The organism is Aeromonas aquatilis, assembly GCF_054052405.1.
Window position 1 is genome coordinate 1 of the sequence record NZ_JBSTYP010000059.1, and the last position, 23331, is coordinate 23331.

The following is a 23331-nucleotide window of genomic DNA, read 5'->3' on the forward strand; positions in this document are numbered from 1 at the left end:
TGCTGGCAGGCGTGATAGGGCGTCAGAAAGATATCGGCGGCCTGCAAAATCAGCAGTCTGGCATCTACTTTTTTGCGTGGGGCTTCGCTCAGGGTCAGCAGTTTGCGGCCAGCATCCGGCTTGGCCGGTCTCTCTCGCTCCAGTAACTTGGCCATCGCCTTGCCGCCAGCACTGTGATCGGTCACAGCCTGACCTTGCTGAGCCACAGCCTGCTCAGCCAAATGGCGGCGGGTTTCTGCTGGCAGTGAACTGATATGGAACTCGCTACCTTTACCATCAGAACATTTACGCGCATTGAATTGTTCAGATTTCGCTCGATATCTCACGCCCTGTACTGTTGTTGGCATCCCAGGCAGGCTGACCAGCTCCATTGATGTGAACCACTCTTTCATTTGCTGTCTCCACACAGAGCAACATCAAGGGTTTCACTCAATGCCCCCATGACTTTCGATGAGACGGTGCCCTCTAATGGACGCTTCTGTTTGCAAGGGGCGTAAGTGTGAATACACTCCTGCACGGTGCGAGGGCTGAAACCACGCTCAATTGCCCAGTTTCTGACGGAGTAACCGCGCTTCTTAAGCTCCCCGTAGATGTGGTTGGCTGTACTTATGCTCATGGGATCACCGTGATACAATTTGAGAAATTTTTCGCGCAATGCGCGAACAATTGAGAGTATCGATCAACTCAAAAACTCTTACAATGGAAAGATTCACTCTTTTCTTTTAATGAATTCACTCATTTGAGATTTAAATAATCATGTCCATATTTTTCAGTGAGTTAGAAAATGGAAAGTGCTGATTCAAAAAGAAAGCACGCTTTCCTTCCTGAGGGTTTTTATGGAAAGTGAATTTAAGAACAGACTTGAATCCATTCTTGGCACGGAAAGCGCGCGCTCATTTGCAATGAGGGCAGGAATGGCAGATACAACTCTTCGCCAGTATCTGAACGGTCGTTCTGAGCCGAACATGAGCCAGCTCATCAAAATCGCAGATACTGCTGGTGTCAGAATTGATTGGTTAGCGACAGGACGTGGCCCGAAAGAAGATGTGCAAGATGAGAGCATCAATCCTGATGGATTGGACAATGCTCAGTTTGAAGAGGAATACGCGCTTATAGATGGTTACCACATCGCGGTCAGTGCGGGACATGGGGCGTTTAATGATGACCACGAGGTTAAACGCAAGTTGGCCTTTCGCCGCAAGTGGCTCACGTTTCGCAAGCTAAACCCGGATAACCTGGTAGTGGTATTTGCCAAGGGGGACAGCATGGAGCCAACCATCCATTCTGGCGACTCTATCCTGGTGGATACCAGCCGCAACCAGATCCAGGATGGTGGCCTGTTCGTGCTTCGTCTGGGGGATGAACTCTACGCCAAGCGCCTACAGAAGCGGGTCGATGGTGGGGTGAACATCATCAGCGACAATAAAACTGGATACGGAACCCTGGCGGTTATGCCGAACGAACTGGACTCGTTGAGCATCATTGGCAAGGTAATTTGGCTCGGGCACGATTTTTTTTAAACCCCATCTAATCACTGTTAGATAGCGGTTTAAACGTAGTGGCGGCCTGCCAGAGTTAAAATCAGAGTTATCATTTTCAGCGCATCTCCCCCAGGAACCATGCGCTTTTTATCATTTTTAGGCCGCCCGCGCCTGGCACCTCCAGATCATCCTCCAAGCCTTGTCAGTCTTGAGTTTTTCCCACGAATTCCCACCTACTTTCGGCTGCTCCCGGTTTTTTCATTCTCTGTGGTCGGTTACAAAACAGGCGCTTACCCTGTCGCTGTTTGGCTGCATCACTTTTGCCATCTTCGGCATCGGCTACGGCCTCTTCGTCGGTTCCAACGCCATCATGCTCGATGGTATCTTCACTCTGTTCAGCATGGGCATGACAGGCCTCGGTCTTGTTACCGCCTATCTCGTTACCCGCCCTTCCGATGCGCGCTTCCAGTATGGCTACGCCCACTTCGAGCCCATCACCAACGTCATCAATGGCACCATTATTCTGCTGCTCTGCCTTGGCGCTCTCTATAGCGGCATCACCACCCTGCTGGATGGCGGACGGGAGATCGATCTCGGCCACGCCCTCATCTATGCCGCCGTCTCCACCTTCTTCTGCGCCATCATCTATCGCATCGAAGCCCAGGTTGCCGAACAGGTTGACTCCGAGCTGGTGCGGGTCGACTCCAAGGAGTGGCTGGTGGATACCCTGCTCAGCGCCACCCTGCTTATCGGTTTCGTAGTCGCCATTGGCCTTGATGCCATCGGCTACGGCCAATACAACCGCTACATAGACCCGGTGCTGGTCTCGCTGCTGGCCCTCTGTGCCACCCTTATTCCCATCAAGGTGCTCGGTCGCAACCTGCGGGAGGTGTTGAAGATCGCCCCCAAGGGGGATGTGCCACGGCAAGTCGAGCAGGAGATCGAGGCACTGCGCCAGCGTCACGGCATCGAGTGCTACAGCCATCTGGCCAAAAGCGGTCGCCGCTTCGATCTGGAATTGAACATTCTGGTGGCGCCGGGTCAGGAGTGGCCCGTCGAACGTCAGGATGCCCTGCGTCAGGAGCTCTGGTCTCGCCTCGGCGATACCCTGGGGGATGCCTGGCTCTCGGTCTGTTTCACCCGCGAAAAGCGCTGGTTGTAACGACCACACGGGGGAGCGCGGCACGGCCGCCTCCCCCTGTCGCATCACAACCCCATCACGCCCCACTGACACTGCGCTTGCCAAATTGGCGCCAGCCGCTATCATCAGGGCTCATTTTTCACCCGAGGTTTTATTGCCCATCATGGACAATCCCCGAAGTTGCCCTTCGTCTCTCTCTGTCAAAGCCTATCTTTTTCTGCTTAATCAGCGCCTCTGAATAACACCTTTGCCTTGCTGTTACTGCGGCCATCATGCGCCGTGATCACTCTCTGCTCTGTCTGTATTTATTGAGGTCATACAATGGAATTGCTGCTGGATCCCCATATCTGGATTGGTCTGTTTACCCTGATCATTCTCGAGATTGTGCTCGGGATCGACAACCTGGTCTTCATCGCCATCCTGGTGAAAAAACTGCCCCCCGCCCAGCGGGACAAGGCACGCGTCATCGGCCTGTCGCTGGCCCTGCTGATGCGACTTGGGCTCTTGAGCGTCATGTCATGGCTGGTCACCCTGACCACCCCGATTTTGCATCTGTGGGATCACCCCTTCTCCGGTCGGGACCTGATCCTGATGGGGGGCGGCCTGTTCCTGCTGTTCAAGGCTACCTCCGAGCTACATGAGCGGCTGGAAGCCAAACCTCAGGATGACGGCCCTGTCGGCGCCTACGCCAGCTTCGGCGTAGTGATCGCCCAAATTCTGGTGCTCGATGCGGTCTTCTCGCTCGACTCCATCATCACCGCCGTCGGCATGGTAGAACACCTTGGCGTGATGATGGCCGCCGTGACCATCGCCATGGTGGTGATGGTGCTCGCCTCCAAGCCGCTGACCCGCTTCGTCAACGCCCACCCCACCGTGGTGGTGCTCTGTCTGAGCTTCCTGCTGATGATCGGCTTCAGCCTGGTGGCGGAAGGGTTCGGCTTCCACATTCCGAAGGGCTACCTCTACGCGGCCATCGGCTTCTCGGTGCTGATCGAGTTTTTCAACCAGCTGGCCCAGCGCAGCGCCATGCGTCACGAATCCAAACAGCCGCTGCGCGAGCGCACCACCGCCGCCATCTTCAAATTGATGGGCAGCAAGGCCTATCAGGATCAGCCGGATGACGATCTAGATGCACCGGCCGTAGCGCCGGTGAGCTTTGGCGAGGAGGAGCGCTATATGGTGACCGGCGTACTGTCGCTGGCCGAGCGCTCCATTCGCACCATCATGACCCCGCGCTCGGAGATGGCCTGGATCGATATCAACGACTCCAGCGACGAGATCCGCGCCCTGCTGCAGCGCGAGCCACACAGCCTGTTTCCCATCTGTGACGGGGATCTTGACGAGGTGATCGGGGTGGTCAAGGCGCGCGACCTGCTGTTTGCCTTGAACGAAGGGCAATCCTTGAGCGAACTGGCCAAGCAGAACGATCCCATAATCGTGCCGCAGACCATCAACGTGATCCGCCTGCTGGCGGAGCTGCGCAAAGCCAAGGGGAGCCTTATTCTGGTCTCCGACGAGTTTGGCGTGATCCAGGGGCTGGTCACCACCCACGATCTGCTGGAGGCCATCGTCGGCGAGCTGCCGGACGAGGACGAAACCCCGGATATCGTACGCGATGGCGAAGGGTGGCTCATCAACGGCAGCACCAACATCCACCATGTGGAGCAGGTGCTGGAGCACGAGGGACTGGTGAGCGAGAGCGATGAATACGTGACCCTGGCGGGCATGCTGCTCTCCCACTTCGGCACCCTGCCCACTCCGGGTCAGCAGTTGCAACTGCAGCAACTCAACTTCGAGGTGATCGAGGTGAGCGAGCGGCGCATCGAGCGGGTGAAAGTGATGCCCGCCGCGGCTTGAGCCTGCCACCTGCAGAAAACAGAAGAGGGCCAGACGGCCCTCTTTTTTATGCTTCAACTTTATGCCTAAACGCCTTCTTTCCCGGCGGTTTGCACTGATTGCTGCATCAAGCACAATTCTCTTGTGCAATTACCCCTCTTTTTCACAACAAGATGGCGGCATAAAGTGGCCTCACTTCCACCATGAGGAACTCAAGATGAGCCACGATCACCTGTTCTGCCCGCTGCGCCTCGGCCAGCTGCACCTTGCCAACCGCATCGTCATGCCCCCCATGACCCGCTCCCGTGCCAGTCAGCCGGGTGATGTGGCCAACGCCATGATGGCGAGCTACTACGCCCAGCGCGCCGAGGCGGGCCTGATCATCAGCGAAGGCACCCAAATCGACCCCATGGGCAAGGGCTATGCCTGGACGCCGGGGATCTACAGCGCCGAGCAGATCGCAGGCTGGAAAGGGGTGACCGATGCCGTGCACACCAAGGGGGGCACCATCTTCGCCCAGCTCTGGCACGTGGGCCGGGTCACCCATCCGGACAACATCGGCGGCGCCCAGCCCATCTCCGCTTCAGCACTGCCCGCAGTGGGCGTCAAGGTGTTCGTCGATAACGGCAGCGATGCGCCGGGCTTTGTCGAGACCGTCACCCCTCGCGCCATGACTCAGACCGATATCGATGCGGTAGTGGGCCAGTTCCGTCAGGCAGCTCGTAACGCCATCAGCGCCGGTTTTGACGGCATCGAGCTGCACGCCGCCAACGGATACCTCATCAACCAGTTCCTCGACTCCGAGTCCAACGCCCGCACCGACAGTTACGGCGGATCGCTGGAAAACCGGCTGCGCTTCCTCAAAGAGGTGACCGAGGCGGTCAGCAGCGAAATCGGCGCCGATCGGGTTGGGGTGCGTCTTGCGCCGCTCACCACCCTCAACGGCACCGTGGATGCCAATCCGCAGGAGACCTATCTGGCGGCCGCCCGTCTGCTGGGCCAGCTCAACGTGGTCTACCTGCACATTGCCGAAGCGGACTGGGACGATGCCCCCCTGATGCCGGAGAACTTCAAGCAGGGTCTGCGGGATGCCTTCCCCAACACCCTGATCTACGCCGGTAAATATGATGGTGATCGCGCCCGCGCCGCCCTCGAAGCGGGCTGGACCGACATGATTGGCTTTGGCCGCCCCTTCGTCGCCAACCCGGATCTGCCGAACCGGCTGCGCCACGGCTATCCGCTAGCCCCCCACGATCCGGCCACCCTGTTTGGCGGTGGCGAAAAGGGGTTGACCGACTACCCCGTCTATCAGGCCGACGACGCAGCGACCAGCCGCTGATTGCCGATGGCCAACCGGCTATGTAACGCAGGCCCCACAGGTTGGGGCCTGCCGTATTGTTGCGCATTAGCAACAGTGATATGACTGACCGAATCACTGTTGCAATGATCTCGTTGTTCTCTCCCCTCGCTTTCACAAGGAGTCATCATGAATCACACCCAAGCCTGGTGCTGGCATGCCCCCGGTGAACCGACCCAGCTTACCCTCGCCGATCTGCCCCTGGCACCGCTCGCCCCTGACGAGGTGCTGGTGGCAAACCGGGTCATCGCCTTCAATCCGGTGGACTGGAAGCTGATCGAATATGGCCACTCCCACTGGCAGGACGGTCAGGTGCCCGGTGTCGATGGCATGGGCACTATCGTGGCGCTCGGCGCTAACGTCAGTCATCTGCGTCTCGGCGCCCGGGTCGCCTACCACACCGATCTGCGCCACCACGGCAGCTTTGCCCGTCACACTCGGGTACCGGCCCGCGCCCTGCTGCCGGTGCCCGATGCCCTGAGCGATGAGGCGGCCGCCGCCCTGCCCTGCCCCGGTCTCACCGCCTGGCAGGCACTGGCCAAGCTGCCGCGCCTGCACGGGGAAGCGCTGCTCATCACCGGCGCCGGCAGCAGTGTCGGCCGCTTTGCGGTGCAACTGGCCCTCCAGCAAGGAGCGCGGGTCTTTGCCAGCGCCAGCCCACGCCACCATCAGTGGCTCAAACAGATCGGCGTGCAGGGCGTAGCCGATTATCGGGACTCCGACTGGCTGGCCACCTTGCAGACTGCCAACGGCAACGAACCGTTCGAGGGGATCATCGAGCTGGTCTCCAGCCAACAGGCCGAAGCGCTGCTACCCGCGCTGGGCTACTACGGTCATATGGTGACTGTGCTGGGGCGCATCCCGCACAATCCGCTACCCGCCTTTAGCCATTGCCACTCCTTGCACGAGATTGCACTGGGCGCCCAGCACGCCTTTGGCACCGACAAGCAGTGGAGCCGACTGGTGGCCGCCGGTGTCGCCATGATGGCACAGATGGCGAGCGGCGAGCTGACCCTGCCGCCGCTGGTGGTGGGCAATTTCGAGGCGCTGCCTACCCTGCTCGAGCGTTTCAAGCGCGAAGGACAGGGCGAGAAGTTTCTGGTGCGAGTGGCTTAACGCTGACTTTCCCTGATAACCACACCGACCATTGAAACGAAAGAGGCCCGCCAGTGATGGAGGGCCTCTCTTTATATAGTGCATGTCATATCGACTTCATTAGCGCCTTACTCAATGCAAGATCACGCCGTGGGTCTCGGCATAACTGCGGATCTCCCGGGTCAGGCGCGCCTTGTCGGCCAGAGAGAGCCAGCTCGCCTCCACCGCATTGAGCGACAAGCGGCAGAGCTGACTCATGGTCGCGCCGAGGCCATCGGCCAGTGCCGCAAAGTTAGCCCCCATGTAACCACCGAAGTAAGCGGGATCGTCCGAGTTTATGGTGACGCAGAGCCCCTGCTCCAGCAGCCGCAACACATTGTGCTGGGCCATATTGCCGAACACCTTGAGCCGGGTGTTGGAGAGGGGACAGACGGTGAGCGGCAGCCGGGTATCGGCCAGATAGCGCAGCAGCTCGGGATCGTCGGCCGAGCGTACCCCGTGATCGATGCGGCATACCTGCAACTCGTTGATCGCCTGCCAGATGTAGTCGGCAGGCCCCTCTTCACCGGCATGGGCCACCACCGGCAGCCCCAGCTTGCGGCCGCGGGCAAAGACCCGGGCAAACTTGGTCGGCGGATTACCCTTCTCCCCCGAGTCGAGGCCGATGCCGTGAATGCGTGACAGGAAGGGCATAGCCTCTTCCAACGTCGCAAAGGCATCCTCTTCGCTGAGGTGGCGCAAAAAGCTCATGATAAGGCGCCAGCTGATGCCAAACTCCTTCTCCCCGGTCTGCAGCGCCCGCTCGATGCCGCCCAGCACGGTAGCAAAGGGGATGCCGCGAGCGGTGTGGGTCTGCGGGTCGAAGAAGATCTCCACATGCACCACCTTGTCGGCGGCGCAACGCTCAAGATAGGCCCAGGTGAGGTCGAAGAAGTCCTGCTCGGTCACCAGCACGCTGGCGCCGCGATAGTAGAGGTCGAGAAAAGATTGCAGGCAGTCAAAGTCATAAGCGGCGCGCACGCTGGCGACATTGGGCCAGGGCAGTGGCACACCGTTGCGGCGGCCCAGCTCAAACATCAACTCGGGTTCGAGGCTGCCCTCGATATGCAGGTGCAGCTCCAGTTTCGGCAGTCCGGCGATAAATTGCGCGGCGGTGAGGTGTTCGGGTGTGACTGGCTTGGAAATCGGGGTGTCCATGGCAACGGCTCCATCAGCAAAGTGATCCGGCGTCAGCCCCTCCACCAGACTGACCCGACGGCAGCTTTATTGTGCACCGAAGTGGCGAGACAGGGGAGACTTGTCATCAAACAGACTTATAATGGCGTCACAAAAATCATAAATGATTGAACATCTTAACGATTGGCGGCTCGCCTGCGCCCTGACAAGGAGTTTTCATGAAGAAGAACGTCATCTGCGATATCGACGGTGTCATCCTGCACAACAACGATCTCATCCCCGGTGCCGACCGTTTCGTCCATCGCCTGCTGGAGCAGGGTAGCAAGCTCTTGTTCCTCACCAACTACCCGGCCCAGACCCAGAAAGATCTGCAAAACCGCTTCCATTCCGCCGGGATCGAAGTGCCGGAAGAGTGCTTCTACACCTCCGCCATGGGCACCGCCGACTTTCTCAAGCGTCAGGATGGCAAGAAGGCGTATGTGATCGGTGAAGGGGCGCTGACCCACGAGCTCTACAAGGCCGGTTTCACCATCACCGATATCGACCCGGACTTCGTGGTGGTGGGGGAGACCCGCAACTACAACTGGACCATGATGCAACAGGGGGCCAAGTTCGTCGATCAGGGGGCCCGCTTTATCGCCACCAACCCCGATACCCACGGCCCCATGATGCACCCGGCCTGCGGCGCCCTGTGCGCCCCCATCGAGCGGATGACCGGCAAGAAGCCGTTTTATGTCGGCAAACCGAGCGCCTGGATCATCCGTGCGGCGCTCAACCGGATGGAGGCCCACTCCGACGACACCATCATCATCGGCGACAACCTGCGCACCGACATTCTGGCGGGCTTTCAGGCCGGTCTCGAAACGGTGCTGGTGCTCTCTGGGGTGAGCAAGGTAGCGGATATCGACCGTATGCCGTTTCGACCGAACCATATTTTCGACTCCGTAGTCGACATCGATATCGTCTAATCACCACCCAAGCGTTAAACAGGGCAGGTCTCTCCTGCCCTTGCAGGATCTGTTATGGAACCCATTCTCATCGCCGTGGCCTTTGGCTGCGGCATGTTGGTCAATCTGATTGGCCTGCCCCCCCTGCTCGGCTTTCTGGCCGCCGGTTTTATCCTCAACGGCATGGGATATGAAAATACCCCCGCCCTGAGCGAGGTGGCCGATCTCGGCGTCACCCTGCTGCTGTTCACCATCGGTCTCAAACTCAATATCAAGACCCTGATGCGGCGCGATGTGTGGGGCACCACCAGCCTACACCTGCTGCTCTCCACCCTGCTCTTTACCGTGGTGCTGCTGGTCTGCAAGGGGCTCGGGCTTGAACTTGCCCTGTCACTGGACTGGAAACTGGCGCTGCTGCTGGGCTTTGCCCTCTCCTTCTCCAGCACCGTCTTTGCGGTCAAGGTACTGGAAGATCGCAGTGACATGAACGCCCTCTACGCCCGCATCGCCATCGGCGTGCTGGTGATGCAGGATGTGTTCGCCGTGGCGTTTCTGGCCTTCTCCAGCGGCAAGTGGCCCAGCATCTGGGCACTCTGGGTACTGGGGCTGCCGCTGCTGCGCCCATTGTTATTCAAGCTGCTGGAGCGGGCCGGTCACGGCGAGCTGCAGGTGCTGTTCGGGGTCTTTTTGGCACTGGTCGTCGGGGCCGCCGGTTTTGAAGTGGTCGGCCTCAAGCCGGATCTGGGAGCCCTCATCATCGGCATGATGCTCGCCTCCCATCCTGCTGCGGCGGGGCTGGCCAAGGCGCTCTTCAACCTCAAAGACCTCTTTCTGGTCTGCTTCTTTCTCACCATCGGCCTCAACGGCCTGCCGACCCACGACACCATGTTGCTGGCACTGGCGCTGGTGCTGGCCCTGCCGCTGAAAAGCGCCCTCTACTATCTGGTCTACAGCGGCGCTCACCTGCGGGTGCGCACCGCGCTGCTCTCCACCCTGGCGCTCAGCAACTTCTCGGAGTTTGGCCTGATCGTCGCGGCCATCGCCACCAAGGCGGGCTGGCTCTCCTACGAGTGGCTGGTGGCGGTTTCGCTGGCGCTGGCAGCGAGCTTTATGATCTCCGCCCCGCTCAATGCCCAGAGCGAGCGGATCTATCATCGCATCGGTCACTGGCTCAAGGGGCTGCAGGCGAGCAACCTCCATCCGGAAGACAGACCCATCGAGCTGGGCGATGCGGAGGTGATCATCCTCGGCATGGGGCGGATCGGTCAGGGGGCCTACTTCGAGTTGGAGAACAAGTACGGCAATGTCATCCTCGGGGTGGAAAACGACAGCGAGAAGCTGCCTACCCTGCGCGCCCAGGGGATGAACGTCATCGAAGGGGATGCCACCGATACCGACTTCTGGGACAAGGTGTTGCTCTCCAATCAGGTCAATCTGGTGCTGCTGGCGATGCCCCACCACTCGGGAAATCTCTACGCCATCGAGAAGCTGCGCAGTCACGGATTCAACGGCAAGATCGCCGCCATCGTCCGCTTCGAGGATGATATCGACTCCCTCAAGGAGCAGGGGGTGGATGCAGTGTTCAACGTCTACAACGAAGCGGGCAGCGGCTTTGCCCGCCATGTGATCCGCCGTTTGCAGCCGCTCTGATCCTGCGGCCAGCGGCTCTTGGCAAGGGAGTGCGCATCGTTTAAGTTATGCACAACCTCGTTTAATAAAACGAACAATCGCGGGGCCTGGATGGCCCCGTTTTTATATCCCCATTGCCAGGGAGGCACCATGAAGACCCTCAACGACTGGATTTTGCTCGATCGCCATGAGGCGGCCCCCACCCCGCTGATGCCTGCCCCCGAGCGTATTAAAGCAGGCCATCCGAATCAGACGGTGTGGAACCACTACTCCGATCCCAGCCAGCAGTTTCACATCGGCTTCTGGGCTTGCGAGCCCGGCCGCTGGGCCATCCACTACACCGAGCACGAGTATTGCCAGCTGCTGGAAGGAGATGTGGTGATCCACGACAGTCTGGGCGGCCAGCTTGCCCTCAAACCCGGCGATCAATTCGTGATTCCGGCAGGCTTTGTCGGAGAGTGGGAGACCCTTACCCCCTGTCGCAAGGTCTATGTGATCTTCGAACCCGCCTCGGCTTGACGTTAACGTCACCCTGCCCCGTTGCAGCAGCCCTTATCCTGTTGATCCGCTTGACGCTTACGGCATGATTTTCTGCGGTTTTCCCGCTTGCAAAAGGTTTTTCCGCTAGGCATTGTGTCTGACGAGGAATGTAAATGGAATTTCGAGCCCAAACGTGGGGGGCTCATATAAAAATCAAGAGGATTACCGCCAATGTGTTCAATTTTCGGCATTCTGGATATCAAGTCCGATGCAGTAGCCCTGCGCAAATCGGCGCTGGAGATGTCCAAGCGACTGCGTCACCGCGGGCCTGACTGGTCCGGCGTCTACAGCTCCGACAAAGCCATTCTGGTGCACGAGCGTCTGGCCATCGTCGACCCGGGCAATGGCGCCCAGCCGCTCTACAACCCCGAGCGCACCCATGTGCTGGCGGTCAACGGCGAGATCTACAATCACAAAGAGCTGGAAAAGACCCTCAAGGTCGACTTCCAGTTCCAGACCAAATCAGACTGTGAAGTGCTGCTGGCGCTCTACAAGGAGAAGGGCCCGGCGTTTCTGGACGATCTCAACGGCATCTTTGCCTTCATTCTTTATGACGCCGAACAGGATGCCTACCTGATTGGTCGCGACCACATGGGGATCATCCCCCTCTATACCGGCCGCGACGAGCACGGCAACTTCTATGTCGCCTCCGAGATGAAGGCGCTGGTACCGGTCTGCAAGAGCGTCGAAACCTTCCCGCCAGGACACTACCTGTGGAGCAAAGATGGTGAGCTTAAAACTTGGTACAAGCGCGACTGGATGGAATACAGCGCGGTCGAGCACAATGTCAGCGACAAGGCCGAGCTGAAAGCGGCGCTGGAAGCGGCGGTCAAACGCCAGCTGATGTGCGACGTGCCTTATGGCGTGCTTCTCTCAGGTGGGCTGGACTCCTCCGTCATCTCCGCCATTACCAAGCTCTATGCGGCGCGCCGCATCGAGGATGATGGCAAGAGCGAAGCCTGGTGGCCGCAACTGCACTCCTTCGCCGTCGGCCTGGAAGGGTCGCCGGATCTCGCCGCCGCCCGCAAGGTGGCTGATCACCTCGGCACCATCCACCACCAGATCCACTTCACCGTGCAGGAGGGTCTGGATGCCCTGCGCGATGTCATCTATCACCTCGAGACCTATGACGTCACCACCATCCGCGCCTCCACGCCGATGTATCTGATGGCCCGCTACATCAAGGCGATGGGGATCAAGATGGTGCTCTCCGGTGAAGGCTCCGACGAGCTGTTTGGTGGCTACCTCTACTTCCACAAGGCGCCCAACGCCCGCGAGTTCCACGAAGAGAACGTGCGCAAGCTCGCCTCTTTGCACCTCTATGACTGCCTGCGCGCTAACAAGTCGATGGCCGCCTGGGGCGTGGAGGGTCGCGTGCCCTTCCTCGACAAGGAGTTCATGGACGTGGCAATGCGCCTGCAGCCCGCCGACAAGATGTGCGGCAAGGGCAAGATCGAGAAGCATATCCTGCGCGAAGCGTTCGAGGATCTGCTGCCCCATGAAGTGGCCTGGCGTCAGAAGGAGCAGTTCTCCGACGGCGTCGGCTATTCGTGGATCGACAGCCTGAAAGCCATGGTCGAGCAAGAGGTGACCGATCAGATGTTCGAGGCGGCGGCATTCCGCTTCCCTATCAACACCCCGCTCACCAAGGAGGCCTACTTCTACCGCGCCATCTTCGACGAGCACTTCCCGCTGGAAGCCGCCGCCCGCACCGTGCCGTACGGCAAGTCGGTCGCCTGCTCCACCCCCACGGCACTGGAGTGGGATGCCAAGTTCAAAGAGATGGCCGACCCGTCCGGCCGCGCCGTGATGGATGTGCACCAGCAGGGCTACTAAGCCCGGACGGAGCAACCCAAGCGCGGATAAAGGCCAGATAGCAAAAAGCCCTTCACCATGGTGAAGGGCTTTTTCATGTCCCCGCGGTCACGCCCGCCAAATCACATCAGACCATCGCAGATAGTTGATTTTTCATAAATATTTAATTTTTTTACCGAGTGACCATGCATTGACAGGAAGCGCGTCGATTGACTATGCCTGAAGGGTGATCAACAGGATCACCAAGATGACAACAAGGATCGGGAGGGGGCATGGACGCTAACACTCTATCAAGGATCGCCCTGCTGAGAGCACTGCTCGCCAGTCCGGCTGCGATGGCCAATGACAATGTCGTGGTGCTGCAGCTTGGCAAGGCGTTCAGCAATGAAAAGCTCGACATCAAGATAGCCGACGCCAAGTTCCACCATATGTTTTGGCGTTGGGGAGACTCAGGCTGCCAATTTGGACTGGGGGTACGTGGCGGTACGCTCAAGGTAGAAGATGAAGAGACTGCCAGATTGGGGGGCGGCGCCCGTATCGAATGCCAATGGGGTCACTGGATGACCTGGGTCCCCGGCGAAATGGTCTGGCTCGATCAGTATCAATTTGGCACCCGCGGCCACGGCTACAAGGATTACGGCGGCCCCTTCCAGTTAGCTCTGGGTATCGGCATCGGTTACGCCATCACCAAGAATTGGCTGATCGGCTATCAGTATGAGCACATGTCCAACGCCAATATGTATGACAAGAACCCGGGGCTCGACAGCCATACCCTCCATATCAAGTACCGTTTTTAGCCAGATAGGCTTCGTCGTGACCATCTGAATACTCTCTGCAAAAAAGCCTTCACTTCCGTGAAGGATTTTCGTTATGCCGTCTTCTAATTACCGGGGTGGCCGTGAGAGGATCACCACACTCAGGAAATGGATGACGACACGCTCTGCCGCTTCACCACATCATGGGGGCGGCAATCAGTCCTTTTTCGCCTTGTTGGCGAAGAAGATATCGGCCTGAATATCCTGAGTGCGCACCGTGAAGATCTGGTTGGTCAGCTCTTCAGTCAACGTCTCGGCCTCCTTCATCACTCGCAGATTGAAGTCGTTGAGCATGCTGTGGGCGGCAGCCTTGTCGGTTTTGACCGTTTTCAGATAGCTGGCTTCCATCTCTTTCTGCTCTTTGGCGATCTTCGCCTCCCAGCTCTGGTACGCCTGCTTCACTATGGGTGCCAATTTGGGGTAATCGGTCATCACCAGGGTCTGAAGCTTGCGATATTTCCAGTAGATGGAGTCGCTGTCAGCCTTGTCGCTGCCCATGGCATAGTGCGCCGGATAGGCTTCCAGACCGCTGTAGTAGGGAACGAAGGCGGTCAAGTCCGCCATGCCGAGGCCCACATAGGTCACCTCCCCCACCTCGCGCGGCATCCAGGGGCGTACCTGCATCACATGGGACTCGTAGGTGCGGAACACGCTAACGGGGCGCCACGGCTCCTGACCGTTCAACCCCTTGCTGTAGGGATCGTGCTCGGTCCCGTCATAGTGATTGCGCAGCACCGCCTTCACCTCCTCCAGCGTCATCTTCTTCTCGGGGGAGAGGGTGACCGGGAACTGGCGACCGGCATCTACCGCCTGCTTGAGCGAGGGGTTGAACATCTGCTGGATGGTCCAGACCCGCGGATCGTTATAGGTGCGATCCCGCTCGTCATCGCGGGTATAGGCTTTCGAGAAGTTGAACGCCCCATCCTTTTTCGGATGGTAGAGCCCCTTCTCGGTGGCAAATTCGATCAGATTCTTCGAGCCCATCATGTCGGCACTGGCCGGATCGTACTGCTGCAGGCGGCCCTGATTGCCAGAGGCGAAGTAGTGATTTTTCGGCAGTCGCTGCGCCATCCAGTGGTGGCCGGTGGCGGTCTCCAGATACCAGAGCTCGTTGTCATCCACTACGGCGACGCCAAATCCCTCTCCCGCACCAATGGTTTCGATGATGTTGCCAAGCAAGGCGATCGCCTCGCGGGCCGACGTAGAGCGGGAGAGCAGCACATCGGGAATATCATCCTCGGTGATCCCCTTGTCTTCCACATAGGGGTCGAAGGCGAGCGCTTCGGGTGAGGCAAAAATAGACTCGGTGCCGCTCACCCCTACCCCCTTCTCATTGAACCCGGTGGCACCGTGCAGCTGGGTCTTCCAGTTCGGCACCGTGGTGTAGCGCAGGGAGTTTTTCGGCAAGGGGTAGCTGAAATCATTGGCACCATTGTGGGCCTTGGAACTGTGAACGCCACTTTGCCCCTGCTTGGCCGGATGGATCACGAAATGCTGGGCTTTCAGGGCATCACTGTCGGCACTGCGGGCCACCATCATGGATCCATCGACGCTGGCCTCACTGCCAACCAGCAAGGTGGTACAGGCGAACGCCGACGAGAAGAGGGCAAGATTGATGGAGAGTGCGACGACGCACTTTTTGAAGGAATGCATGAGATCTCCTTGTTGCACAGAGTGGTTGCAAATAAACGGTGGCTCGCCAGTCAACCGGCCGCTGTCGCAAGGGATAGCCACTGTGACACGGGCCGGGCAGAGCGGGCCATCAAACCGTAAACATGAAAAAGAGAGGTGCGGACAAATCGTGGGGCAATCGACAGCGACCTTGGCGCCCCCTGATAGGCGACCTGTTCGCATCTCCCCTTTCGCCTATACCTCAGGCGTGGCGATCCTAGGCTTAATCAACTAATGGGGGTGCGATTAATAACACAAAACACTAACAATGAAGCGTGGAGCGACTCAAAATATTGACAAGTGTGACAAGAGTGGAGTTTTTGACAATAAGTCGATTCACCAGCAGCCCCGGAGGAAAACCGGCGATGAGATCAATCAAGATGGGGACAGATAGCAGGATGACGTGACCACGTCATCCCGTCATTTTCAGCAGTGTCAGCGGATCACTGCGCGTCTGGCTGGTTGGCGGGGGCCGCCTTGATAAAGGCTTGCAACTGTTCGCAGTTGGCGACGATGCGGCGGATGGTGGGGTAATCGTCCAGGGTCATGTCGTAGCGGCGGGCGTTGTAGACCTGGGGCACCAGCATGCAGTCGGCCAGGGTCACTTCGTTGCCAACACAGTAGACACCGGCGGTGGTCATCAACAGCTGTTCGAGGGCGGTGAAGGTCTCGTCAATCCAGTGGCGATACCAGCGGGCCTCCTGCTCGTTGTTGGCCCTGAAGTGCTCTTCCAGATAGTTGAGTACCCGCAGATTGTTGAGCGGGTGGATATCGCAGGCGATCATGTTGACGAGCTGGCGCACTCTGGCCCGCGCGTCGGGGGAAGAGGGCATCAGAGAATAGGCGGGATAGGTCTCGTCAAGGTACTCCATGATGGCGACCGACTGACCGATCTGCACATCGCCATCCACCAGAAACGGCACCAGCCCTTGCGGGTTGATCCGGCGATAGGCTTTCTCGCTCTGCTCGCCTTGCCTCAAATTGATGGGATGCTGCTCGTAGGCGAGCCCCTTGAGCTGCAACACGATCCGCACCCGAAAACTTGCCGACGAACGCCAATAGCCAAACAACTGCAACATACTTCGTCCTTTTGTTGTCAGCCGAGAAGGGGCATGACCCCCTCTCGGCCCCCGATTCTCGGGGATCATTACTCTCTCTGGGCTCCTCCCTGCACCACTAACTGCTCAATGGTGCCAAACAGGTTTTGGCCAGCGCGATCTTCCATCGCAATCGCCACTCTATCACCAAACTGCAAATAGGGGGTTATAGCTTGATCACAATCAAGAATTTCCAGCATGCGGCGCTCGGCGATGCAGGATGAACCGGCGCTGCGATCGTAGTTGGAGACGGTGCCCGAGCCGATGATGCAGCCAGCGCCAAGGGGACGGGTCTTGGCGGCATGGGCAATCAGCTCGAAGAAGTTGAAGGTCATATCCACCCCGGCGTCCGGTGCGCCAAACAGGGCGCCATTCAGATGGGTGCGCAGGGGCAGCAGCACCTTGCCATCACGCCAGTCATCGCCGAGCTCATCCGGAGTGATGGCCACCGGCGAGAAGGCGCTGGACGGCTTGGACTGAAAGAAACCAAATCCCTTGGCCAGCTCGCCCGGGATCAGGTTGCGCAGGCTCACATCGTTGACCAGCATCAGCAGCTTGATGTGGCTGACAGCCCCCTGCGGGCTTACCCCCATCGGCACGTCATCGGTGATGATGGCCACTTCCGACTCGAAATCGATCCCCCACTCCTCGGAACCCATGACAATCGGCCCACGGGGGGCGAGAAAACTGTCGGAGCCCCCCTGATACATCAACGGATCGTACCAGAAGCTTTCCGGCATCTCGGCGCCGCGCGCCTTGCGCACCAACTCCACATGGTTGACGTAGGCGCTGCCATCTGCCCACTGGTAGGCGCGCGGCAGCGGAGAGAGGCAAGACGCTTCGTCAAAGGGGAACACCTCGGCCGCACGGCCCTCGTTAAGCTGCTGATAAACAGCCTCCAGCTTGGGGGCAACCTCGGCCCACTCGTCGAGGGCGGCCTGCAAAGTCGGGGCAATCTCGCTCACCCGCACCGCCTGGGCCAGATCCCGGCTCACTACCACCAAAGCGCCATCGCGCTTGCCATTGTTCAATGTTGCCAATTTCATAAGCGATTCCTTATTTGCCGGCAGCCGCGTCCGGGCGCTGCCAGCTGGAGACATACCGGGTGTTCTCGATCCCTTCACACAGGCTGCCGACGTTCAGCGCATCGCGGGTGTCGAGCATCACCGCCACCTCGTCGGTGAACTTCTTGGCATAAGCCTGCCCCGCCGCAAACGCCTTGGGATGGGGGCCATGGGTGAAACCGGCAGGGTGGAAGGTGACCATGCCCCGCTCGATATTGTCTCGGCTGAAGAAGTCCCCGGCGTGGTAGAAGAGCACTTCGTCATAATCGTCATTGCTGTGATAGAAGGGCACCTTGAGGGCGCCGGGATCGCTCTCGATGGGGCGCGGCACGAAGGTACAAATTACGAAGCGGCTCGCCACAAAGGTCGAATGGGCCGACGGCGGCAGATGGTAGCGATGGCTCATCAGCGGGCGGATATCCCGCCAGTTTAGGCGCACCACGCACAAATCCCCATGCCACCCCTGCGCATCCAGCGGGTTGAACGGCCAGGTGATGACCGACACCTGATCGTGGCGTTTGACCTGCAGCGACCAAGGATTCTCATCCTGCTGGGCCAAAAAGCGCTCGTTGATGGCGGGCACATCCAGCGCCGCCGGGTCGAAGATGGCGTGATTGCCCACCAACCCCTTGTCCGGCAGCTGGTAACTGTCATTGGTCGCCTCGATCATCAGGATGAACAGGGGCGCCGTCGGCTCGATGCGCCACATAGTGCCGCGGGGGATCACCACATAGTCGCCGTCCCGCACAGTCAGATGGCCGTAATCGCAGAAGAACTCACCGCCCCCCTCGTGAATAAAGAGCAGCTCGTCGCCGTCGGCGTTGCGCACCAGAAACGGCATCGCCTCGGATAGCCGCCAGACTCGGTAGCGGCAGTGGGGGTTGCTGAGAATGTCGGGGGCCACCCAGGGGGAGAGGGAACTCACCTCCTCCTGCAGGGCATTGAGGTCAAACAGCCGTGGCCGCAGTGGCCCCTCCCAACTGCTCCAGTCGGTGGGGGCATGCTTGTGGTGCATGTGGCTGGCGGGGCCGAAAAAGCCGCTGCGCCCCAGTTCGCGCTCATAGATGGCCTGTTCGGGCAGATCGGCATGGGCCTGTCGGGAGTGGGTCCCCTCCCGATGGGGGAAGTTAATCCAGTTACGCATCGCTCGCTCCCTCTATGCGGGCACCCTTCTCATCCTCGCTGCCATCCAGCACGCCGCGGCGGATCTGGTCCAGCTCGATCGATTCAAAGAGCGCCTTGAAATTGCCCTCGCCAAACCCTTCGTTGCCCTTGCGCTGGATGATCTCGAAGAAGACCGGGCCAATCACGGTATCGGTGAAGATCTGCAGCAGGATGCCATCCTTGGTGGGGGAGCCGTCGATGAGGATGCGCAGCTCTTTGAGGGCCGCCAGATCCTCCTGATGCCCCTCGACCCGGCTATTCACCTGATCAAAGTAGGTATCCGGGGTCGGCATAAAGCCGGTACCGCGGCTGCGCAGGGTGCGGATGGTCTGGTAGATATCGCTGGAGGCCATGGCGATGTGCTGGATCCCCTCTCCCTTGTACTGGCGCAGGTACTCCTCGATCTGGGACTTGTCATCCGCCGACTCGTTGATGGGGATGCGGATCTTGCCGCAGGGGGCGGTCATGGCGCGTGAGTGCAGCCCGGTCAGCTTGCCCTCGATATCGAAGTAGCGAATTTCACGGAAGTTGCCGATCCGCTCGTAGAAGTTGGACCAGACATCCATATTGCCGCGATGGACGTTGTGGGTCAGGTGGTCAATCTCGTACAGCCCTGCATCCACCTCCGCCATACGTGCCTGCCAGTCGGGATAGAAGACAAAATCCACGTCATAGATGGAACCCTTGTCGCCATAGCGGTCGACAAAGGAGAGCGTGCTCTCGCCGATACCGTAGATGGCGGGAATATTGAGCTCCATCGGGCCAATCTTGCCGACAAAGGGCTTGGCCCCCTTGGCGATGGCGTACTGCTGGGCTTTGCCCGCATCGCTCACCCGAAATGCCATGCCGCAAACGCTCGGCCCGTGCGCTCTGGCAAACTGCTCCGCCTGGGAGTGAGGCTCAGCATTGACCACAAAGTTGATATCCCCCTGCCGGTAGAGCCAGCACTGCTTGTGTTTGTGCTTGGCGACCTCGGCAAACCCCAGCGAAACGAACAGGCTCTTGAGGGCGGCAATCCCTTTGGCATCGGGGGCTGTGTACTCGACAAACTCGAAGCCGTCCGTCCCTAACGGATTAGAGCTCAGCGGATTGATGGTATGGGTGGCGGAAGAGGTGGCATTCATCGGGCGCTCCTTGCTTTTGATTCGGTTAAAACGGATTGCGGCACCCAGCGGCGCGGCAAGTGTTAACAACTTGTTTCATTAGAAGCAGGGCGTAGCAGGAAGAGAAGAGGCGGGTTGCAGATAGTTTTTCGCAGCCGGCAGCAAAAGATGTAAATGAATTGTAACATTCAAGCCGCAGCCCTGCGGATCAAACGGTGACGACCCGCATGGCTGTCAGCTTTGGCTTACAGTTGCCAGTTTTTGACCATTAGATGGGGCAAGCCGGCCCGGGCCTTTTGCAGTCGCACAGGCGTCGGATTGATCAACCACGCCTCTTTCCCCAACCCCAGCAGCGGCAGATCGTGCAGGCTGTCGCTCAATGCCAGCTCGGCATCGAGGGCGCAAATCTCCGGCAGCAGCTTGTGCTGGCCGTGGCAATAGAAGCCCGGCATCAGGCCGCCAAAACGGTAGTGCATCTGCGAGCCAATGATCCGGTGGGGCAACTGGCCGGGCAGTTGCTGATAGAGCTGGGCGCGCACCAGCGCGCAGGGGCTGGCGGAGATAACCCAGCAGCGCGCCCCCTCCCGTTGCAACAATTCACGAGCCTGACGATACAGCCCCGGCCTGGTGCGGCAATAGGCGCGCACCAGCTTGCGCCAGCCGAGAGGAGAGAGCCCCAACGTGATGGCCCACCAGATAAGGGAGATACCGCGCCGCCGCTGGCTGGGAGCAAGATAGACCACGCCACCCAGCGCAATCACCGGCAACAGCAGCAGCGGCCAGATCCGGCGGCGCAGGATATAGCACAGCAGACCGGCGTGGCTGTCGCCGGGGGCCAGGGTGTCGTCAAAGTCGGCCAGGATCCAGCGCGGCGCACGTCCGTCAGGATCACGATCTATCGCGGAATGGATAATGGTGTCAGGCGCTGGGCGCATCAGCATCAGGGCGCAAGGGCTGCGATGGCTGCCGTGAGCTCGGGGGTGACAAATTCACTCCCCACATCGGGCGGACAGACAAAGTCGAACGGCTCGCCCGCCAGGGTGAAATTGAGCCGCCAGGCATGCAGATAACCGCGATCGGCTGACGTACCGCCATAGCGCTCATCCCCGAGAATGGGGGCGCCAATGCTTTTGAGGGCAACCCGGATCTGGTGGGTTTTGCCGGTCTGGGGCTTGATGCGATAGAGCCGCAGCCCCTCGCGCACCGACACCGAATCAAACCAGCTGATGGCAGGATTATCCAGCGTGCGCACCAGCATCCAGCTGCCGCCACGCCCCTTTTGCATATCCCCCTTCACCCAGCCCTGCTTCTTCTTGGGTTTGCGATCGGAGAGCGCCAGATACTGCTTGCTCACCTCACGGGCCGCAAAAGCCATGCTCAGCGCGCGGTTCGCCTCCGTGGTGCGGGCCAGCAGCACCAGACCAGAGGTCATCTTGTCGAGGCGGTGCACCGGATAGAGGGTGAGCCCGGTATCGGCCTTCACGCGATTGACCAGTCCCGAATTGACCGAATCACCGTCACCCTTCTCGTCATGCATGCCGATGCCGGGCTGCTTGTCGATAACCAGGAAAGCGGGATGCTCAAACAATATCCGGTACATAAAACCTCGGGAACTGGGGAATAAGGCATGCAGCCAACGACTGGCGGCGCTCGGGAGTGCTGCATTCTCCCTGCTCGGCCGCCATTTGGCAAACCGGGTGGGCAGAGGATAAAGATAAAAAATGGCCCAGCCTGCAACAGGCGGGGCCATCTTGGCAGCTCAACCCTTACACATTGCGCGGGCGCAGGTGGGCGTGCCAGCGCGCTTCCCACTTCTTGAACAGCCAGACGATGACAAAGGTGAGCAGCATATAGAGCAGCCCTGCGGTCAAAAACGCCTCGAACGGACTGTAGTAGCGAGAGTTGATGATCCGCGCCGCGCCGGTCAGATCGACGATGGTGATGATGCCCGCCACCGCCGAGCCTTGCAGCATGAAGATCACCTCGTTGCTGTAAGCCGGCAGTGCCCGACGAAACGAGTTGGGCAAAATGATCCGGGTCAGGGTCTGCCAGCGGGTCATGCCAAAGGCGTTGGCAGCCTCAATCTGGCCGCGCGGCATATTGTGTACCGCTCCGCGCACGATCTCGGCGGTATAGGCGGCGGTATTGAGGGTGAAAGCCAGCAGCGCACAGAACCAGGCTTCGGAGAAGAGCGACCAGGCGGCACTGTTCTTCAGCCACTCCCACTGGGCGGCGCCGTAGTAGATGATAAAGAGCTGCACCAGCAGCGGGGTACCGCGAAAGAAGTAGATATAGGCCCAGATCGGCCCCTTGATCAACCAGTTGCGGCCGTTGCGCAGAATGCCCATGGGCACCGCCAGCATCAACCCAAGGATCAGAGAGAGGGCCACCAGCCAGACCGTGGTGTAGAGACCCTCCCAGTAGGTGGGCCACTCTTTGAGAATGATTGAAAAATCCATGGCTTACCTCGTTTTGATGGCGTAGTGACGCTCGGCCCACTTGAGCGCCGAGGTAGAGACGGCAGTGAAGATCAGGAAGATTAACGCCACCGCCATGTAGAAGGTGAAGGGTTGCTGGGTCGAGCCCGCCGCCAACGAGGCTTTGCGCACCATGTCATCGAGGCCGATGATGGAGACCAGCGCGGTGGTTTTCAGCAGCACCAGCCAGTTGTTGCCAAACCCCGGCAGAGCGTGGCGCATCATCTGGGGGAAGAGGATCCGCACAAACACCTGGGTTGCCCGCATGCCAAAGGCCCGTGCGGCCTCCAGCTCCCCTTTGTCCACCGCCAGAATGGCGCCGCGAAAGGTCTCGGTCATGTAGGCGCCGAAGATAAAACCGATGGTCGCGACACCGGCCACAAAGGGGCTGATGTCGATATAGTCCGGCAGCAGGGAGACCCACTCCTGATTGGGATTGCTCTCCAGTAACCAGCTGTTGTAAGTCTCGTTGACCCAGGTGCAGATGCCGTTGATCAGCACCTGGCCGCCAAAGAAGAGCAGCATCATCAGCACCAGATCGGGGATGCCACGAATGATGGTGGTGTAGCCGGTGGCGATGGCCCTGGCCCACTTGTAGGGAGAGAGTTTGGCCAGCGCCCCCAGCATCCCCAGCAGCAACGCCAGCAGCAGGGAGGCCAGCGCCACTTCCAGGGTGACCCAGGCGCCCTCCAGCAGCGAGGCTTCGTATCCTTTCAAATCAAACATATGCAGCTCCATCGCCACTGAATCTTCACGCCCCTGCTAACCAGAAGGCTCCATAGCAGTCCGAATGAAATATGTGCAGCTCCATTGCAATCAATGCGGGCCCGTAAACTCCCTCAGGGAGGTGACGGGCCCGATGACTACTGACGGGATCAACCTGTCGTTACTTGCCGTAGACGTCTTTGGACTTACTCGCCGTA

At 59.4% G+C, this 23331-nt stretch carries 21 protein-coding genes; 10 read left to right on the forward strand and 11 right to left on the reverse strand.

Annotation, left to right across the window (positions count from 1 at the left end; genetic code table 11):
- Positions 1 to 392: DNA-binding protein (locus tag ACW5W8_RS19275; protein ID WP_498629638.1), on the reverse strand; the 392-nt coding region annotated here is incomplete at its 3' end.
- Positions 393 to 791: 399 nt separating this feature from the next.
- Here ACW5W8_RS19275 and ACW5W8_RS19280 point away from each other — a divergent pair.
- The 5 genes from ACW5W8_RS19280 to ACW5W8_RS19300 all read left to right on the forward strand — a co-directional run bounded on the left by ACW5W8_RS19280 (position 792) and on the right by ACW5W8_RS19300 (position 6931).
- Complete coding sequence (locus tag ACW5W8_RS19280; protein WP_498629640.1) at positions 792 to 1520, forward strand: S24 family peptidase; 729 nt, start codon at positions 792 to 794, stop codon at positions 1518 to 1520.
- A gap of 226 nt (positions 1521 to 1746) precedes the next feature.
- On the forward strand, positions 1747 to 2643 hold the full coding sequence (locus ACW5W8_RS19285) for a cation diffusion facilitator family transporter (RefSeq protein WP_498629678.1): 897 nt from the start codon (positions 1747 to 1749) through the stop codon (positions 2641 to 2643).
- 300 nt (positions 2644 to 2943) lie between these two features.
- A complete protein-coding gene (locus ACW5W8_RS19290) occupies positions 2944 to 4479 on the forward strand; it encodes a TerC family protein (protein WP_058056661.1) in 1536 nt (511 codons plus the stop codon).
- Between the two features lie 196 nt (positions 4480 to 4675).
- On the forward strand, positions 4676 to 5797 hold the full coding sequence (locus ACW5W8_RS19295) for an alkene reductase (RefSeq protein WP_498629642.1): 1122 nt from the start codon (positions 4676 to 4678) through the stop codon (positions 5795 to 5797).
- A gap of 147 nt (positions 5798 to 5944) precedes the next feature.
- Complete coding sequence (locus ACW5W8_RS19300; RefSeq protein ID WP_498629644.1) at positions 5945 to 6931, forward strand: zinc-binding dehydrogenase; 987 nt, start codon at positions 5945 to 5947, stop codon at positions 6929 to 6931.
- A 111-nt stretch (positions 6932 to 7042) separates the two neighbouring features.
- Here ACW5W8_RS19300 and ACW5W8_RS19305 read toward each other — a convergent pair whose 3' ends face one another.
- Positions 7043 to 8107, reverse strand: coding sequence for an adenosine deaminase (locus tag ACW5W8_RS19305; protein WP_498629646.1), 1065 nt, complete (start codon positions 8105 to 8107; stop codon positions 7043 to 7045).
- 197 nt (positions 8108 to 8304) lie between these two features.
- On the opposite strand from ACW5W8_RS19305, the gene ACW5W8_RS19310 reads away from it, so the two are divergent.
- From ACW5W8_RS19310 to ACW5W8_RS19330, 5 genes are all read left to right on the forward strand, one after another.
- Positions 8305 to 9054, forward strand: coding sequence for an HAD-IIA family hydrolase (locus ACW5W8_RS19310; protein WP_335863582.1), 750 nt, complete (start codon positions 8305 to 8307; stop codon positions 9052 to 9054).
- 54 nt (positions 9055 to 9108) lie between these two features.
- On the forward strand, positions 9109 to 10683 hold the full coding sequence (locus ACW5W8_RS19315) for a cation:proton antiporter domain-containing protein (RefSeq protein WP_498629648.1): 1575 nt from the start codon (positions 9109 to 9111) through the stop codon (positions 10681 to 10683).
- A gap of 129 nt (positions 10684 to 10812) precedes the next feature.
- Positions 10813 to 11181 carry a cupin domain-containing protein gene (locus ACW5W8_RS19320; protein WP_498629650.1) on the forward strand — a complete coding sequence of 123 codons (369 nt, stop codon included), beginning with the start codon at positions 10813 to 10815 and terminating at the stop codon, positions 11179 to 11181.
- Between the two features lie 192 nt (positions 11182 to 11373).
- Complete coding sequence (asnB, locus tag ACW5W8_RS19325; protein ID WP_421237129.1) at positions 11374 to 13038, forward strand: asparagine synthase B; 1665 nt, start codon at positions 11374 to 11376, stop codon at positions 13036 to 13038.
- A gap of 251 nt (positions 13039 to 13289) precedes the next feature.
- On the forward strand, positions 13290 to 13814 hold the full coding sequence (locus ACW5W8_RS19330; RefSeq protein WP_498629652.1) for an acyloxyacyl hydrolase: 525 nt from the start codon (positions 13290 to 13292) through the stop codon (positions 13812 to 13814).
- A gap of 174 nt (positions 13815 to 13988) precedes the next feature.
- Here the strand turns inward: ACW5W8_RS19330 and ACW5W8_RS19335 are convergent, their stop codons facing one another.
- The 9 genes from ACW5W8_RS19335 to ACW5W8_RS19375 form a co-directional block, all read right to left on the reverse strand.
- Positions 13989 to 15485, reverse strand: a complete 1497-nt coding sequence (locus ACW5W8_RS19335; protein ID WP_498629653.1) for a C69 family dipeptidase — start codon at positions 15483 to 15485, stop codon at positions 13989 to 13991.
- A gap of 461 nt (positions 15486 to 15946) precedes the next feature.
- Positions 15947 to 16582: a maleylacetoacetate isomerase gene (gene maiA, locus ACW5W8_RS19340; RefSeq protein ID WP_498629655.1), complete on the reverse strand. Its 636-nt coding sequence runs from the start codon at positions 16580 to 16582 to the stop codon at positions 15947 to 15949.
- Positions 16583 to 16650: 68 nt separating this feature from the next.
- A complete protein-coding gene (locus ACW5W8_RS19345; protein WP_498629657.1) occupies positions 16651 to 17646 on the reverse strand; it encodes a fumarylacetoacetate hydrolase family protein in 996 nt (331 codons plus the stop codon).
- A gap of 10 nt (positions 17647 to 17656) precedes the next feature.
- Positions 17657 to 18808 (reverse strand): homogentisate 1,2-dioxygenase, encoded by a 1152-nt coding sequence (locus ACW5W8_RS19350; RefSeq protein WP_498629659.1) that lies wholly within the window; start codon positions 18806 to 18808, stop codon positions 17657 to 17659.
- Positions 18801 to 19952: a 4-hydroxyphenylpyruvate dioxygenase gene (gene hppD / locus ACW5W8_RS19355; RefSeq protein ID WP_498629661.1), complete on the reverse strand. Its 1152-nt coding sequence runs from the start codon at positions 19950 to 19952 to the stop codon at positions 18801 to 18803. The genes ACW5W8_RS19350 and hppD overlap by 8 nt, the downstream gene beginning before the upstream one ends.
- A 224-nt stretch (positions 19953 to 20176) precedes the next feature.
- A complete protein-coding gene (locus ACW5W8_RS19360; protein WP_498629663.1) occupies positions 20177 to 20872 on the reverse strand; it encodes an HAD family hydrolase in 696 nt (231 codons plus the stop codon).
- Positions 20872 to 21531 carry a TIGR01621 family pseudouridine synthase gene (locus tag ACW5W8_RS19365; protein ID WP_498629665.1) on the reverse strand — a complete coding sequence of 220 codons (660 nt, stop codon included), beginning with the start codon at positions 21529 to 21531 and terminating at the stop codon, positions 20872 to 20874. Before ACW5W8_RS19365 ends, ACW5W8_RS19360 begins: the two co-directional genes overlap by 1 nt.
- 166 nt (positions 21532 to 21697) lie before the next feature.
- A complete protein-coding gene (locus tag ACW5W8_RS19370) occupies positions 21698 to 22390 on the reverse strand; it encodes an ABC transporter permease (RefSeq protein ID WP_498629667.1) in 693 nt (230 codons plus the stop codon).
- 3 nt (positions 22391 to 22393) lie between these two features.
- Entirely contained in the window at positions 22394 to 23134 is a 741-nt protein-coding gene (locus ACW5W8_RS19375; protein WP_005352911.1) for an ABC transporter permease, read from the reverse strand.
- Positions 23135 to 23331 lie beyond the last annotated feature (197 nt).